This is a genomic window from Yinghuangia seranimata (assembly GCF_029953285.1).
Classification (GTDB): domain Bacteria; phylum Actinomycetota; class Actinomycetes; order Streptomycetales; family Streptomycetaceae; genus Yinghuangia; species Yinghuangia seranimata.
This window is the reverse complement of record NZ_JASAOI010000005.1, coordinates 97772-113127: the sequence shown is the minus strand read 5'-3', so window position 1 is coordinate 113127 and position 15356 is coordinate 97772. Positions and strand designations below refer to the sequence as shown.

Below are 15356 nucleotides of genomic sequence, written 5' to 3'. Positions count from 1 at the left end.
AAAGCCCGTCGTGCTGTGCGTCCCGCGAAGGTCAGTCCCTCGGAAGGATCTTCGGCCCGGTCTTCTCGCGGATCTCGTCCTCGCCCACACCCGGGGCGAGTTCGACCAGCCGCAGCCCGTCCTCGGTGATGTCGAGGACGCCGAGGTCGGTGATGATCCGCTGCACGCACGCCTTGCCGGTCAGCGGCAGCGTGCACTCGTCGACGATCTTGTGCGAGCCGTCCTTGGCGACGTGGTCCATCAGCACGATGACCTTGCGCGCCCCGTGGACCAGGTCCATCGCGCCGCCCATGCCCTTGATCATCTTGCCGGGGATGGTCCAGTTGGCCAGGTCACCGGTCACGGAGACCTGCATCGCACCGAGGATCGCGGCGTCGATGTGGCCGCCGCGGATCATGCCGAACGACAGCGCCGAGTCGAACACGCTCGCGCCGCGCACCAGCGTGACGGTCTCCTTGCCGGCGTTGATCAGGTCCGGGTCGACGTCGTAGACGTACGGGTAAGGCCCCACGCCCAGCAGGCCGTTCTCCGACTGGAGCACCACCTCGACGCCGTCGGGGATGAAGTTGGGCACCAGCGTCGGCAGGCCGATACCGAGGTTGACGTAGGCGCCGTCGGTGAGTTCGGCGGCCGCGCGGGCCGCCATCTCGTCGCGTGTCCAGGCCATGAGCTACTTCGCCCCCACCGCGCGCATGGTGCGCTTCTCGATGTGCTTGTCCGCCGCCTGCTCCCAGGTCAGCGGCACCACGCGCTGGACGAAGACGCCCGGCAGGTGGATCTCGTCCGGGTCCAGCTCGCCGGGCCGGACGATCTCCTCGACCTCGGCGATCGTGATGCGTCCGGCCATCGCCGCGAGCGGGTTGAAGTTCCGCGCCGAGCGGTCGAAGACCAGGTTGCCGTGCGTGTCGCCGCGGGCCGCGCGCACCAGCGCGAAGTCGGTGGTGATGGCCCGCTCGAGGACGTAGTCCACGCCGTCGAAGGTGCGCACCTCCTTGGGCGGGGACGCGACCGCGACGTTGCCCTCGGCGTCGTACCGCCACGGCAGTCCGCCCTCGGCGACCTGCGTGCCGACGCCGGCCGGCGTGAAGAAGGCGGGGATGCCGCAGCCGCCGGCCCGCAGGCGCTCGGCGAGGGTGCCCTGCGGGGTGAGTTCGAGCTCGATCTCGCCGGCCAGGTACTGGCGGGCGAACTCCTTGTTCTCGCCGACGTAGGAGCCGGTCGCGCGCGCGATGCGGCGCGCGCCCAGCAGCACGCCGAGGCCGAGGCCGTCGACGCCGCAGTTGTTGGACACGACCGCGAGGTCGGTCGCGCCCTGCTCGTAGACCGCTTGGATGAGGACGGACGGGATGCCGCACAGTCCGAATCCGCCCACCGCGACCGACGCGCCGTCGGGTATGTCCGCGACCGCGTCGGTCGCCGAGGCGACCACCTTGTCCATGGGAGTCCTTATGTGCCGGGTGGGGGTGGGGTGAGGGTTGGTTGCGCTGTCTCGCTGTTTCCGCTGTTTCCGCTGTTTCGCTTCGAGCAGCGCGGACCCGGGCGGATGGGGGCCACCCGGGTGCGCGTCGGTGCCTGTACCGGCTCTCGGGTCAGGTCCGCGCGGGCAGGATGCGCCCGGCGACCTCGCCGAAGCCGACCCGGGTCCCGTTCGGGCCCGGAGCGGTCGCGCTGATGACGACCTCGTCGCCGTCCTCGAGGAACGCGCGCGTGGAGCCGTCGGGGAGCTTGACCGGGTTCTGGCCGTTCCAGGTGAGCTCGATGAACGCGCCGCGCTGCTCGACCTCGGGGCCGCTGACCGTGCCGGACGCGTAGAAGTCGCCGGTGCGCAGCGACGCCCCGTTGACCGTCATGTGCGCGAGCTGCTGCGCGGCGGTCCAGTACATGGTCTTGAACGGCGGCCGCGACACGGTGTGCCCGTTGAGCACGACCTCCATGTCCAGGTCCAGGCCCGCGCGTTCGGTCAGCCGGTCGTCGAGGTAGGGCAGCGGCTCGACGTCGCGGACCGGGGGGCTGACCCACGCGTGCCCGAGGGCGTCCAGCGGCACGATCCACGGCGAGACCGACGTGGCGAACGACTTGCCGAGGAACGGGCCGAGCGGCACGTACTCCCACGCCTGGATGTCGCGCGCCGACCAGTCGTTGACCAGGCAGACGCCGAACACGTGGCTGCGGAAGTCGGCGAGCTCGGCGGGCGTGCCCAGTTCGGTGGGGGTGCCGACGACGAAGCCGACCTCGGCCTCGATGTCGAGCCGGAGCGACGGCCCGAACGACGGTGCGGCGTCCGCAGGCGCCTTGCGCTGGCCCGACGGGCGCACGATGCCGGTGCCGGAGACCACGAGCGTGCCCGAGCGGCCGTGGTAGCCGATCGGCAGGTGCTTCCAGTTCGGGGTCAGCGGCTCGGAGTCCGGCCGGAAGATCTTCCCGAGGTTGGTCGCGTGGTACTCGGACGAGTAGAAGTCGACGTAGTCCGCCGGTTCGAACGGCAGCCGCATCGTGGCGTCCTGCCGCGGCACGAGGTTCTCCTCGACCTCGCGGCGGTACTGCTCGTCGGTCAGCCACGCGGTGATCTCGGCGCGCACCGTGGTCCACACGGGGCGCCCGGCGGCCATGAGCGGGTTGAGCGTCGCGGCGTCGAGGAGCGCCGTGTGGTCCGAGCCGGTGGCCTGCGCGACGCCGCCGACGTCGAGAATGTGCTCGCCGATCGCGACACCGATGCGCGGAATCGGGTCCTCGGTGGTGGTGAACACGCCGTACGGGAGGTTGTGCACCCCGAACGGGTGGTCGGCGGGCACGGGCAGCCACGTGGACGTCACGGGCGGTCCTCCTTGGGGTCCTGGGGGCGGGCGACGAGGCCGAGGGCGATCAGGTCGTCGAGGGGTTCGTCGACGCTGCAGCTGCCGAACCCGGTGAACAGGGCGCGGATCTCGGCGGCGTGCGGGAGCTGGTGGCGGCGGACGTCGGCGGCCAGTTGCTCCGACTCCGTCGTCAGCGTGCCGGCGAAGGACTCCCACGCGCGGCCGTCGCCGGCCGCGACGGCGGACGCGGCGGGCGCGCTCGCGGTCGCCTCGACGATGTTGAGGAACCCGTAGTGGACGAGGCCGGTCTCGGGGTCGGTGTGGTGCAGGGCGTTGTGCAGCCCCGCGGTGAGCTTGAAGGGCAGGCCGCGCACCGCGCACTCGCGCAGGAACTCGGCGAGCGCGTAGCGGCTCGGGAACGCGTCCTGCGTCACCCCGCCCGTGCGGAACTTCGCGCGGTGCCGGGTGGCCGCGATCAGGTCGAGGTCGGCCTTCAGGCGCGTGACGTCCTGGTTGACGACCTCGATCGCGCCGGACAGGTCCTCGGGCAGGTGCTCGTGGTACGCCCCGATGACCGCGGCGACGTCGCCGGCCGTCTCGGCGCCGGCCAGCACCAGGCCCGGCGTGTCCAGCACGGTGCGCAGGGCGGGGCCGACCCCGTCGGCGCCGCCCGCGACCACCACGACGACCCGCAGCGGGTCGGCGGGGTCGGCCAGCGCGACGAGCTCCGGCAGCTTGGCCGAGCTGATCAGGAACGCGCCGACCAGGTCGGCGTACCACGCGGCGCGGTGCCGGCGGTGCGCGGCGACGGCCTCGGGCACCGGCAGGTTGCCGGGCGGGAAGATCGCGGCGTCGTCGACCAGGCCGGCGAACAGCGGGCCGATCACGCCGGGAGCGGGGTTCACGCTCATGCCTCCGGCCCCCGTCCCGACCACGTCCACGCGTACTTCGGGTCCTCGGCGGCCGTGCCGCCCTCGCCGAGCTCCAGCGGGCGGAAGGTGTCCACCATGACCGCGAGTTCGTCGAAGAACTCGATGCCGATGCTGCGCTCGTAGGCGCCGGGCTGCGGGCCGTGCGCGTGCCCGCCCGGGTGCAGCGAGATCGAGCCCTGGCCGATGCCGGAGCCCTTGCGCGCCTCGTAGTTGCCGCCGCAGTAGAACATGACCTCGTCGGAGTCCACGTTCGAGTGGTAGTACGGCACCGGGATCGACAGCGGGTGGTAGTCCACCTTGCGCGGCACGAAGTTGCAGATGACGAAGTTGTCGCCCTCGAACACCTGGTGCACGGGCGGCGGCTGGTGGACGCGGCCGGTCAGCGGTTCGAAGTCGGCGATGTTGAACGCGTACGGGTACAGGCAGCCGTCCCAGCCGACCACGTCGAACGGGTGCTCCGGGTACGTGTAGCGGGTGCCCACCGGGCCGCCGTGCGACCCGCGGTGCTTGACCAGGACGTCGACGTCCTGGCCCTCCGCCAGCAGCGTCTCGTCGGGGCCGCGCAGGTCGCGCTCGCAGTACGGCGCGTGCTCGAGCAGCTGGCCGAACTTCGACAGGTAGCGCTTGACCGGCGTGATGTGGCTGTTGGCCTCGATGCAGTACGCGCGCAGCGGCTCGTCGCCGGTCGGCACCCAGCGGTGCGTCGTGGCACGCGGCAGGACGACGTAGTCGCCCTGGCCGACGGTCAGCGCGCCGAACACCGTCTCGACGACACCCGCGCCGGACTCGATGTAGACGCACTCGTCGCCGAGCGCGTTGCGGTACAGCTCGCTGGGCGCGCCGGCCGCGACGTACGAGATCCGCACGTCGGCGTTTCCGAGCACCAGGCGGCGCCCGGTCACGACGTCGGCGGCCTTCCACTCCTGCGCCGGGAACAGCTCGTGCAGCTTGAGGTGGCGCGGGAGGAGCGGGTGGTTGGGGGTGGTCGCCTGGTCGGGCAGCTCCCACGCCGACGCGCCGACGATCGCGGACGGGATGTGGCGGTGGTACAGCAGCGACGAGTCGGAGGAGAAGCCCTCCTCGCCCATCAGCTCCTCGTAGTACAGGCCCCCGTCCGGGGTTCGGTGCTGGGTGTGCCGCTTGGGGGGCACGGACCCTAGGCGCCGGTAGTAGGCCATGGCTCACACCTTGTTTCCTGGTTCGCCGGGACGGGGTTCCCGTTCCCGGCGCGCGGGGGGCCCAATCAGGCCCCGCGCCGGGGCACTCTGTAAAACCTTTTACTAATTGGGACTGTAGCACCGGCCCGGGCGGGCGACCAGGGGTGGACGAGGGCCCGCCGAACCGGAATCAGGCGTTCAGACCGGCCGCCTTTATCGTCAGGTAGTGCCGCTCCGGCAGGCTCGCGGTGCGGGCCGCCGCGGCGCGGAAGTCCTCTGCGGCCCCCACCCGGTCCCCGGCACGTTCGCGCAGGTGAGCGCGCGTGACGTAGAGCCGGTGGCCACGCGTGAGCAGGGGGTCCGCGGCCAGCGCGTCCACGATCGCGAGGCCCGCCTCGGGGCCGTGCACCATCGCGGCGGCCACCGCGCGGTTGAGCGTCACCACCGGACTCGGCGCCACCCGCTCCAGGACGTCGTACAGCGCGAGGATCTGCGGCCAGTCGGTCTCCTCGACCGTGCGGGCCTCGTCGTGCAGGGCCGCGATCGCCGCCTGCACGCGGTACGGGCCCACCGGGCCCTTGGGCATCGCCTCGGTGATGAGCGCGACGCCCTCGGCCACGGCCTCGCCGTCCCACAGCGAGCGGTCCTGCTCGGCGAGCGGCACCAGCGCCCCGTCGGGCCCGGTGCGCGCGGCACTGCGGGCGTGCACCAGCAGCATCAGCGCCAGCAGGCCGCCGACCTCGCCGTCGTCCGGCAGCTGCGCGTGCAGGGCACGGGTCAGCCGGATCGCCTCCTGCGCGAGCTCCACCCGCTGAAGCTCCGCGCCGGACGCCGCATAGCCCTCGTTGAAGAGCAGGTACAGCACGTGCAGGACGGACGCGAGCCGCTCCGGCCAGGCGTCGGCGTCGGGCATCGAGAACGTGCTGCCGGCCGCCTTGATCTTCTGCTTGGCCCGGCTGATGCGCTGGCCCATCGTCGCCTCGGGCACCAGAAAGGCACCGGCGATCTCCCCCGTGGTCAGACCCGCCACCGAGCGCAGCGTCAGCGCGATCGCCGACGGCGGTGTCAGCGCGGGATGGCAGCACAGGAAGAGCAGGAGCAGCGTGTCGTCGCGGCCCTGGGCGTCGTCCACGTCTGCGGCCGGGGCGACGACACCCGCCGGCTCCCGGCGCGCGGCCAGGTCCTCGCGGTCGCGCCGGGCCCGCTCACCGCGCACCTGCTCGATCATGCGGCGACTCGCGACCTGGATCAGCCAGCCGCGCGGGTTGTCCGGCAGACCGTCACGCGGCCACTGCACGGCGGCGGCGAGCAGCGCCTCCTGCACGGCGTCCTCGGCGGTGTCGAAGTCCCCGAAGCGGCGGGTGAGAACGCCGACGACCTGCGGCGCGAGGGTGCGCAGCAGGTCGTCGGGGCGGTTCGCGTCCACGGGCACGGCGTCCATGCCCGACAGGGTTACAGATCCGCGGGCGGCCCGGACATCACCTGGCGCACCTCGAGCGGCATGTTCAGCGGCGCCCCGCCCGGACCGGGCGCGGTCGAGATGTACGCGGCCAGCTCGACCGCCCTGGCCTCGTCCTCCACGTCCACGATCCACCAGCCGGCCAGGAACTCCTTGGTCTCGGCGAACGGCCCCTCGGTCACCACCGCGGCGCCGTCCGTGCCGGCCCGGACGACCTTGGCGGTGTCCGGCATCGCCAGGCCCTGCGCGTCGACGAGCTCGCCGTCGGCGGCCAGGGTCTTGTTGGTCCGGCCCATGAAGGCGATGTGCGCCTTGATCTCGTCGGGCGTCCACTCCGTGATGCCGGGGAAGTCGGCGGTCGCGGAGCTGAACTGCATGAGGAGCATGTACTTCACGGCGGTCTCCTTCGTCGTGTGCGGCGCCTCCCTGGCGCTCTCACGGGTAGGTAGAAGCCGGCGCCGGGATTTCGACATGCCCTCGGCGAATTCCCCGAAAGTTTTTTCTCAGTCCCGGCGGCGGACCCAGTCGCGGGTCGCCGCATGCTGGGCGATCTTCCCCAGCAGAGCCGTCAGCGTCTCGCGCTCGTCCGGCGTCAGGGCGTCCGCCCAGCGGCGCTCGCGGGCGTTCTGCTCGCGGTACGTGTCGGCCAGGGCCGCCTCGCCCTGCGCGGTCAGGCGCAGCGTCACCGCACGGCCGTCGTGCGCGGACGGCTCGCGTGCCACCAGGCCCTGCTTCTCCAGCGTGTTGGCCAGGCTGGAGATCGCGGCGCGGCTCATGCCGGACATCTCGGCGATGCGCTTGCCCTCGGTGGGGCCGGCCAGCCAGAGCACGTTCAGCAGCCGGAAGCCCGACCACGTCCAGCCGTGCGGGCGGTGGACCGCCGACTCCATGTCGTACGTGACGACGTTGGAGACGCGGTTGAGCAGCAGCACCATGCGCAGCGCATGGGTGTCGATACCGGGCTGGCGGGCGGCGGCGCGGCGTACGGCGAAGTCGACGAAGGACAGGAAGTCCACACCGTCGGGGCCGTCCGAGGCGCCCCGACCGGCGGGAACGTCCGGGTCGGGGGGCGGGGTGGGCGGGCCGGGGCGGGTGGCGGCGGGGTCTGGCACGCCGTCAGATTACGCGGCGCGGGGGCGCCTTCCGGTAGGGGCGCCCACACAGGCGCGGCGCGCCCCGGCGCGTTCCGGAACGCGCCGGGGCGTGGTTGTGCCCGCCTCGCGGGTTTCGCGCCCGCGTGCGGGGACAGGGACAACCATGTGGGTGACGACAGCAGGTGCCCGAGGAACAACAACGGTCCGCACAACCTCGTCCGCGAGAACTATCCACCGAACAAAAAGTGGAAGTGCACCTTGTGCGGGTACCGCCGCTGAACCGTCGCACGACGGTCAGGTCACCACCGGTTCCGCCGCCACTCGGGAACGGGGGGACAGGGTGGTCGACGGCGCGCCGCGCGCCGTCCGCCCAGGCGCATGCGCCGTCCCGTACCCCGGGCATGCCTCCGTCAGGGGATCTCGCAGCCGTCCGGGCCGCAGACCGCGCCGTCGGGGGCCTCGCCGACCACGTTCAGCACCGGCGTGCGGTCGCCCCAGGCCTGCTCCAGGGCCTGCGTGAAGACCTCGGCGGGCTGGCCGCCGGAGACGCCGTACTTGCGGTCGAGGACGAAGAACGGCACGCCGGTCGCGCCGAGTTCGGCCGCCTCGCGCTCGTCGGCCCGCACCTCGGCGGCGAAAGCCGACTCGTCCGCGAGCACCGCCCGCACCTCGGCCTCGTCGAGGCCGGCCCGGACCGCCAGCTCGACCAGGTACTCGTCGTCGAAGACCGACCGCTCCTCGGCGAAGTTGGCCCGGTACACCAGGTCGATCAGGGCGTCCTGCCGGTCCTTGGTCGCGGCGAAGTGCAGCACCCGGTGGATGTCGAAGGTGTTGCCGTGGTCGCGGCCCTCGGTCAGGTACGCCAGCCCGGCGTCCTCCGCGTTCGCCGCAACCCGGGCCTCGGCCTGGCGGGCCTGCTCCAGGCTCATGCCGTACTTGCGGGCGAGCATCGGCAGGACCTGGACGGTGTCCCCCTTCGCCCGCTCCGGGTCGAGCTCGAACGACCGGAACACCACCTCGACCTGGTCCTTGTGCGCGAACGCGGCGAGCCCGCGCTCGAACCGGGCCTTGCCCACGTAGCACCACGGGCACGACACGTCGGACCAGATCTCCACCCGCATGCTGCCTTCTCCGTCTCTTCCGTCGTCCAGCGCGCCGCCCTACCCGCGGCACGCACCAGGACCAGGAACCGCCCGGTTCGCCGGTTTGTTCCGGTGACCGGGTCCCAGGCAGGGAATGCGAGCCGCGCCACACCCCACCGCGCCGCGGACGGGCGGCCGGTCAGTCGTGGCGGGCGTAGTTGACGCCGGCGAGGTCCCAGCGGGCCTTCTGGTTGGCGAGGCGGGGCTGGTAGGCGTCCCAGTCGCGGGCGTCGCGGGGCGACCAGGCGGCCTCGGCGACACCCGGAAGCCGCGGGTAGACGAGGTACTCGGCGTCGTCCATCGAACGGATGGTCTCGCCCCACAGCGCGGCCTCGACGCCGACGACGGCGTCCTCGGGGACACCCTTCAGGTGGGTCGAGGGCTCCCACTGGTAGGACTGCTTCACGCTGACCGTGCCGGCCCACGTCACGCCGCGCTTCTCGCCGCCCGCGTACGCCATGTCGAGGTACACGTGATCGGCCGGGGCCATGACCACCTTGGCGCCGGCCTTGGCCGCCGCGGCGACCTCGGAGGCGTCCTGGGCCGACGAGTTCCAGTACTCCAGCACGGCACCGTCGACCGGTGCGGCGCCCGCGAGTTGGTGCCAGGCCATGACCTGCTTGCCGTGCTTCTCGACGATCTTCTGGGCACGGGCCATGAACGCCTTGTACCGCGCGGGCGTGAGGGTGTGCGCCTCGTCGCCGCCGATGTGCACATACGGCCCCGGCGTGAGCGCGGCGATCTGGCCGACCACCTCGTCGAGGAACGCGTACACCTGCTCGTTCTCGACACAGAGCGAGCTGAACCCGACCTGCGTACCCGTGTACGGCTTGTAGGTCTTCCCGTCGCAGCCCAACTCCGGATAGGCGACCAGCGCCGCATTCGTATGGCCCGGCATGTCGATCTCGGGCACGACGGTCACGAAGCGGTCGGCCGCATAAGCGACCACCACGCGGTAGTCGTCCTGCGTCCAGAACCCCCCCTTGCCGCCCCCGACCTGCGTGGACGCGCCGACGCCGGTCAGCTTCGGCCGACCGTCGATCGCGATACGCCACCCCTGGTCGTCGGTCAGGTGCAGATGCAGGTGGTTGAACTTGTAGCGGGCCAGGTCGTCGACGAACCGCTTCACCTCCTCGGGCGTGAAGAAGTGCCGGGCGATGTCGAGCGACAGGCCGCGGTACGCATAACGGGGCTTGTCGGTCAGGCTCCCCCCGGCGACGACCCAGGCCGCGTCGACCCGCGTGGCCGACTCGATCTGGGCGGGCAGCACCTGGCGCAGCGACTGCACGCCGTAGAACAGCCCGGCCGCGTGCGAGGCGCGGACGACCACCCCGCCCGCGGCGACCTCCATCCGATAGCCCTCGTCCCCGTCGCCGGGCACGTCGCCCGCGCCGACCGTGGCGTCCAGCACGAGCGCGATACCGGACCGGTCGTCCGACTCCTCGACCGGCAAGGCGAACCCGGTGGCGGGACGCAGCAGTTCGGCCAGATAGCGGCCGATGCGGGCGGCCTCGGCGGAACCGGGCGAGGTGTGGATCCGGGTGTCGGGCCCGAGCGTCCAGGTCACGCCGGGTGCGGGGGCGGCGCGCAACGGTGCGGGAACGAGGCCTTCGAAGGCGGGGGGAGTCACGCTGGGCTGCTCCTTGTACGGCGGTCCGACGGTCGACCCCACCGGCCCGGCCCCCGCGCTCTCGCTGCCCTGCCCCGAACCGCCGGGCTCCCAGCGATCGGACGACGACGAACACGAGGTGGCCCCGACGGCGACGACGAGCGCAAGGACAACCGCGCAACACCGCCGCGCGGCTCGTACGGCACGCACCGAACGCACGGAGCCTCCCACCGAACCGGCAAATGGTCCAGACCACTGTATGGGTGACGCAAGTGTGACGCGAAGACCCCCCAATGAGGGAGTTCTGGTGATTCGCATACGTGACGGCAAAGTGATGGGGGGTCGAGGCCGTGCCCCCGACCGAGTCGGGCAGGCGCGGCCCACGCTGGAACGACCCCCGGCAGCGCAACGAACCCCAGCAACAAAACCCGCCCGGAACCCCAAGCAAAACCGCAGCCCGGCAGGGCAAGCGAACCCAAAGAGCCACCACACCCCGCGCCCCTCCCGCCAGGTGCGAGGTGGTTCAGCGCGGACGGCCCGCGGGTCAAGGCGCCTCCCGAACCCCGGGACAGGCCAGCAGGTCCAAAGAGCTTCACCGCGCCTTGACGCGCGGGCCGTCCGCGCGAAAATCCAAAAGCGGGAGGGGCGTCAGGCCACCGAAAACGCACCAGGTCAGGAACGGTGCAGTCCGACCGAAGTCAGACCACAACCAACCGAACCTCCAACGTCGTCCAAGCCCCTATATGAATCCGGTCCCCCGCGTGCAGATCCACCGGCACGTTGACCTCGATCGCATGGTCGGACCCGTTCAACGTCGTCCCGTTCGCGGACCCCGGGTCAACGACAGCCCAGGACCCGTCGGGCGTCCGCATCAGGACGGCATGCAACCGAGAAATCCCCGGATCCGAAGGCGGCCCCGACAGGTCGATCTCCAACGGCGCGGCCGTCGGATCAGGGGTACCGCGGCGTCGGCCGACCCGCATCCGGTCCCCGTCCAACCGCACGCTCCACGCCTCGTGGTACGGCGGAAACCGCATCATGTGCGCGTCGGGCCCACCCTGCCCCACAACCCTGCCGAAGTAATCGGCGTCCGCGTGGACGACCAGCGTCCACACATACGTCGGCTGCGAAGACTGGTGCGGCCCCGTGCCCAGCCCCGACCCCGGCCCCGGAGGCGGAGGCGGAGGCGGAGGCGGAGGAACGACAACCGGCCCCGACCCGAACACCGTGTGCTGCTCCGAGAAAAGGTGCTCGTCGGTCCGCATCGGAGGAGGCCCGACCTCCTCCCGAGTCACCGGCGGCGGCGACGGTCGGAACAACTGCTCCCCCGGGTCCATCGGGACCGACACAGGAGCCTGCGTCCCGAACTGGTGCCCGCACGCCTCGCAGTACAGCCAGTCCCCCGTCCGCGGCGTGTGGCACACCGGACAGTGCTCGGTGACCGCGGTAGACGTCGGCGAGAACCAGCCCCCGTTGTACCCCGTCCCCCCGGCCGGACCGACGCCGTGGCCGCCCGGGGCGCCCGGACCGCCCGGGCCGCCGTGGACGCCGTGGTCGATCGGCCGTCCGCACTCGTCGCAGAAGTCGTCGGCGATCGATTCGTGGCCGCGCGGGCATATCGGCATGTCAGCGCCTCCTGTCTTCCTGTCGACGACGCCCGCCCGACGCGGGCGGTTTCGGCTTCGTGCGGTTCTCGTCCGTTCTCCCCCGCTCGTCGGAGAATCCGACTCCGGCGGAGAGACCAACTCGTCCGGGTACGGACCCCCGGAAGACTACGGCGTACCGCCGGCCCGCAACCGGGAGGTCCGCGAGGTGACCCTCGACTCCGTGTCGAGCGTCATGGCGTCCTCGATCGACACCTTCTTCTTGATGCGGATCGTGCCGGTCACCGGCTCGACCTCGACCACCCGCCCGATGAGCTTGGCGGTGACCTCGTCGCCGGCCTCCTCCGCCAGGGACAGCGCGCGGCCGAGCTTCGCGGTCGCCTCGGTCTCGTCGCCGTTGCGGTGCGCCTCGAGGCCCTCCTCGATGAGCACGGCCTGCTCGGCACGCCCCGTGTAGTACGCGACCTCTTTGTTGATCTTCGTGGACAGCTCCTCGTTGTCCGTCCACTCCGCGAACACCGCGGTCCTCGCCAGCTCCGTCTCGGTCCCGTCGGCGGCCCGTGAGACGAGGCTCACCAGGGCGACGCGCACCGGGTCGTCCACGTCGCCCGGCTCGACCTCCAGGCACACGTGGTAGTCGCGGCTCTCGTCGCCCCACGCACCCGTCGGGTAGTCCCCCATGGCCGGCCCGGTGTCCGAACGCCGCCCCGTCAGGTCCTCGATGCTCGGCCGCACCTGCTTGACGAACTTCACCCGGGCGCTGCCGGGCGTCCGCACCCGGAGCGCGACGTCCGCGACGGCCTTGCCCATCGCGTTCTCCATCATCTCGGTGAAGTCCGCGACCAGGTTGTGCGGCTCCGCGACGATCGCCAGGCTGCCGAGCAGCCCCGACGCGACGGTGCGCAGCTCCGCGACGACCCAGTCCGTTCCCACGCCGCGGCAGTCGCACGTGAACACGCCCTGGCAGCTCTCGATCGCGGCGGCCAGCGCGGCGGCCGTCTCGCTCTCGTCCTTGCCGTCCGTCAGGAGGATCGCGTGGCGGATCGCGTCCGGGTACGGCTCGAGCAACCGGCGGGCCAGCAGCAGCCACTGCCCGATCGCCGTGCCGCCGCGCGCCCGCAGCCGGTCGACGGCGCGCTTGGCCTCGCGACGCGTGTGCGCGTCGAGCGGGACGAGCCCCTCGGTCTCCGGGTAGACCATGGTCGCCATGCCGGTGCCGGACACGACCGCGAACAGCGTGCCTTCGCGCAGCGTGTCGATCGCGGCCTTGGTGGCGTCCTTGGCGGCCTTCAGCTTGCTCCCCGGGAAGTCCATCGACCCGGACGTGTCGACGAGGATCACCTCGGCGGCCCGCGTGCCCGGCGCGGCGCCCTGCGTCCCGGTGCCGGCGCCGGTCGCGGTGACCGTGGCGACGGCGTGCACCTCGCGCGCGCCCATCGGCAGGTACCGGTTGTAGTAGACCTCGGCGTCGAACTGCGGTGCGCCGGACGGTTGTGCGGTGGCGGACATGACGGCTACTCCTTGGGTTCCGGCCCGGCGTGGGCGGCGGGCGGGAAGGGGACGAGGACCACGGTGATGTTGTCGGCGCCCCCGGACTGAAGGGCGTAGTCGGTCAGGGCGCGGGCCGCGCGCAGCGGCTGCGCGAGTCCGTGCGGCAGTGCGAACGCGGACAGCGTCTGCGCGGCCTGCACGTAGTTCCACAGGCCGTCGCTGCACAGCAGCAGCGCGCCGGGCGTGTTCGGGCGCAGCGTCATCACGCGTGCCCGCACCTCGCCGGCGTCGGCGCCGAGCCACGACACGATCGCGTGCGCGCGGCTGTCGGCGTACGCCTGTGCCTCGGTCATCTGCCCGCAGGCGACCATGCGGGTGGCCCACGAGTCGTCCTCGGTGAGCAGCGCGGACGGCGTCGGCACGTACAGCGTGTCGTCCGTCGTCGCGGGCGGGTAGACGACGTCGCCGGGCGGGTCGGTGTCCGGCATGGCTATGCGGACCGGCAGGTGGTCGGGTTCGGGCGCGGGGTGCGCGGCGCCGCTGCGGGCGGGGGTGGTGGCGTCCTGGTCGCCGAGCGGCGTGTCGTCGGCGGACAGCCAGTACGCGCGGCTGTCGCCCACCCAGCCGACGGTGACCGAGTCCGGCGTGACGACCGCCGAAACGTAGGTGCACGCGGGCGCGTTCGCGTCGACCTCGGACGGCGTGGCCAGCCGGGCGACCGCGCTCGCGGCCGCCGCGGCGGCCGCGCGGGTGGCGGCTTCGGGGCCGGCTCCGCCGCGCAGCGCGTCGGCGAGCGCCGCGCTCGCGGCGCGGACCGCGGTCGCGGACGCCTCGTCGGGGCGCGGCGAGGACGACACGCCGTCGCAGACGACGGCGACCACGCTGGGTCCCGCGTGCGCGGCCTCGACGACGCGGACGGCCATGGCGTCCTCGTTGCGGCGGTGCCGGAGGCCGCGGTCGCTGACCCCGGCGGCGATGCGCAGGTCCGTCTCCATGGAATCCCTCGGGTTGTACTCGCGGCCGCACGACTCGCAGAAGCCGTCGGCTCCGATGGTTTCGGTACGGCAGGCGCGGCACACGGCGACGGCGAACCTTCCTTCGCGCGACGAGCGCCGCGGCGCGGCCTGCGGCGGCGCGGACGGGTAGGCGGCCGGCGCGGCCGGAGCCGCGGCATAGGCCGCACCGGCCTGCGCCCAGCCCTGACCTGGGGACAGCGGGTGTCCCCCGAACTCACCCGCGGCCCCGTAGCCTTCGCCTCCCCCGCGCCACTCGCGGCCGCACGACTCGCAGAATCCGTCCTCGCCGACGGTCGCGGTGCCGCAGTGGCTGCACACCGCCCCGGCGGGCGACGCCGGCGCCGAGAGCGCACGCGGGTCCGCGCCCCGCGACGGCCGGCCGCACTGCTCGCAGAACCCGTCGGCCCCGACCGTCGCCGTCCCGCACCGTTCGCACACCGCCCCGGCGGGCGGCGGTGGCGCCGGCGCCGGGAGCGCGCGCAGGTCGGTGCCGCACGTTTCGCAGAACACGTTGCGCTGCGCGGGCGTCCCGCACGTCGGGCAGCTCCGTGCGGCCACCGCCCCGAACCCGCCCCGCCTCGGAGCGCGTTCGGCCACCGGCGGGGGCGGGCCGCCGCGCAGGTCGTAGCCGCAGCCCTCGCAGTACAGGTGGCCGGGCTGGGGTGCGATGCCGCAGCTCGGGCACGTGTCCAGAGCGGGGAGCCCGTCGGGCCCGTCGGCCGAGGGCCGCCCCGTCCGATGGTTCTCCCACGCGCCGCCGGGACGTCCCGCCGGCTCGCTGACCGGCGTCTCGGTGCGTACCGCCGCGTGTCCGCCGGTCTGCTCGTCCGGGTTGCCCCCGCACGAGGCCCCGCCCGGCAGCGTGGCGGCCGTCCGCTCGTCCGCCTCGTCGCCCGGTGCCCGGCCCGGTGGTCCCGCCCGGCCGGGGCGCGGCCCCGACGGGCCGGCCGGTGCCGCGGCGGCGTCGGAGATCGTGGTGGTCGGGCGGTTGCGGTGCCCCGGCGCGGCGGCCGGGGCGCCGGCCACGCCCGGGCGGGTTCCGTCTCGTCCCATGGCG

13 protein-coding genes are annotated in these 15356 nt (G+C 72.9%); all 13 read right to left on the bottom strand.

Annotated features, from left to right (window positions below; genetic code table 11):
- Nucleotides 1–31: 31 nt before the first annotated feature.
- Nucleotides 32–667, bottom strand: a complete 636-nt coding sequence (locus QI554_RS03525) for a CoA transferase subunit B (protein WP_281465665.1) — start codon at nucleotides 665–667, stop codon at nucleotides 32–34.
- Between the two features lie 3 nt (nucleotides 668–670).
- Nucleotides 671–1438 carry a CoA transferase subunit A gene (locus tag QI554_RS03520; protein WP_281465663.1) on the bottom strand — a complete coding sequence of 256 codons (768 nt, stop codon included), beginning with the start codon at nucleotides 1436–1438 and terminating at the stop codon, nucleotides 671–673.
- Between the two features lie 151 nt (nucleotides 1439–1589).
- Nucleotides 1590–2813 carry a fumarylacetoacetase gene (gene fahA / locus QI554_RS03515; protein ID WP_281465661.1) on the bottom strand — a complete coding sequence of 408 codons (1224 nt, stop codon included), beginning with the start codon at nucleotides 2811–2813 and terminating at the stop codon, nucleotides 1590–1592.
- Nucleotides 2810–3706, bottom strand: coding sequence for a hypothetical protein (locus tag QI554_RS03510; protein WP_281465658.1), 897 nt, complete (start codon nucleotides 3704–3706; stop codon nucleotides 2810–2812). Before QI554_RS03510 ends, fahA begins: the two co-directional genes overlap by 4 nt.
- The gene (locus QI554_RS03505; protein WP_281465656.1) at nucleotides 3703–4905 is read right to left on the bottom strand and encodes a homogentisate 1,2-dioxygenase; all 1203 of its coding nucleotides are present in this window, start codon (nucleotides 4903–4905) and stop codon (nucleotides 3703–3705) included. Before QI554_RS03505 ends, QI554_RS03510 begins: the two co-directional genes overlap by 4 nt.
- Nucleotides 4906–5074: 169 nt before the next feature.
- Nucleotides 5075–6325, bottom strand: coding sequence for an RNA polymerase sigma factor (locus QI554_RS03500; protein WP_281465654.1), 1251 nt, complete (start codon nucleotides 6323–6325; stop codon nucleotides 5075–5077).
- Between the two features lie 11 nt (nucleotides 6326–6336).
- Nucleotides 6337–6729 carry a YciI family protein gene (locus tag QI554_RS03495; RefSeq protein WP_281465719.1) on the bottom strand — a complete coding sequence of 131 codons (393 nt, stop codon included), beginning with the start codon at nucleotides 6727–6729 and terminating at the stop codon, nucleotides 6337–6339.
- 117 nt (nucleotides 6730–6846) lie between these two features.
- Entirely contained in the window at nucleotides 6847–7455 is a 609-nt protein-coding gene (locus QI554_RS03490) for a MarR family winged helix-turn-helix transcriptional regulator (RefSeq protein ID WP_281465651.1), read from the bottom strand.
- 392 nt (nucleotides 7456–7847) lie between these two features.
- On the bottom strand, nucleotides 7848–8558 hold the full coding sequence (locus QI554_RS03485; protein WP_281465649.1) for a DsbA family oxidoreductase: 711 nt from the start codon (nucleotides 8556–8558) through the stop codon (nucleotides 7848–7850).
- Between the two features lie 160 nt (nucleotides 8559–8718).
- Complete coding sequence (locus QI554_RS03480; RefSeq protein WP_281465647.1) at nucleotides 8719–10209, bottom strand: beta-N-acetylhexosaminidase; 1491 nt, start codon at nucleotides 10207–10209, stop codon at nucleotides 8719–8721.
- A gap of 677 nt (nucleotides 10210–10886) precedes the next feature.
- Nucleotides 10887–11813 (bottom strand): FHA domain-containing protein, encoded by a 927-nt coding sequence (locus tag QI554_RS03475; protein WP_281465645.1) that lies wholly within the window; start codon nucleotides 11811–11813, stop codon nucleotides 10887–10889.
- Nucleotides 11814–11960: 147 nt separating this feature from the next.
- Nucleotides 11961–13301, bottom strand: a complete 1341-nt coding sequence (locus QI554_RS03470; protein WP_281465643.1) for a VWA domain-containing protein — start codon at nucleotides 13299–13301, stop codon at nucleotides 11961–11963.
- 5 nt (nucleotides 13302–13306) lie between these two features.
- The gene (locus QI554_RS03465) at nucleotides 13307–15352 is read right to left on the bottom strand and encodes a double zinc ribbon domain-containing protein (RefSeq protein ID WP_281465642.1); all 2046 of its coding nucleotides are present in this window, start codon (nucleotides 15350–15352) and stop codon (nucleotides 13307–13309) included.
- Nucleotides 15353–15356: the final 4 nt, after the last annotated feature.

Bases quoted from the DNA above. Each gene is read 5' to 3' on its own strand.
- QI554_RS03525 (WP_281465665.1), bottom strand. From the start codon at position 667: ATGGCCTGGACACGCGACGAGATGGCGGCCCGCGCGGCCGCCGAACTC.
- QI554_RS03520 (WP_281465663.1), bottom strand. From the start codon at position 1,438: ATGGACAAGGTGGTCGCCTCGGCGACCGACGCGGTCGCGGACATACCC.
- QI554_RS03510 (WP_281465658.1), bottom strand. From the start codon at position 3,706: ATGAGCGTGAACCCCGCTCCCGGCGTGATCGGCCCGCTGTTCGCCGGC.
- QI554_RS03505 (WP_281465656.1), bottom strand. From the start codon at position 4,905: ATGGCCTACTACCGGCGCCTAGGGTCCGTGCCCCCCAAGCGGCACACC.
- QI554_RS03500 (WP_281465654.1), bottom strand. From the start codon at position 6,325: ATGGACGCCGTGCCCGTGGACGCGAACCGCCCCGACGACCTGCTGCGC.
- QI554_RS03495 (WP_281465719.1), bottom strand. From the start codon at position 6,729: ATGCTCCTCATGCAGTTCAGCTCCGCGACCGCCGACTTCCCCGGCATC.
- QI554_RS03485 (WP_281465649.1), bottom strand. From the start codon at position 8,558: ATGCGGGTGGAGATCTGGTCCGACGTGTCGTGCCCGTGGTGCTACGTG.
- QI554_RS03475 (WP_281465645.1), bottom strand. From the start codon at position 11,813: ATGCCGATATGCCCGCGCGGCCACGAATCGATCGCCGACGACTTCTGC.
- QI554_RS03470 (WP_281465643.1), bottom strand. From the start codon at position 13,301: ATGTCCGCCACCGCACAACCGTCCGGCGCACCGCAGTTCGACGCCGAG.
- QI554_RS03465 (WP_281465642.1), bottom strand. From the start codon at position 15,352: ATGGGACGAGACGGAACCCGCCCGGGCGTGGCCGGCGCCCCGGCCGCC.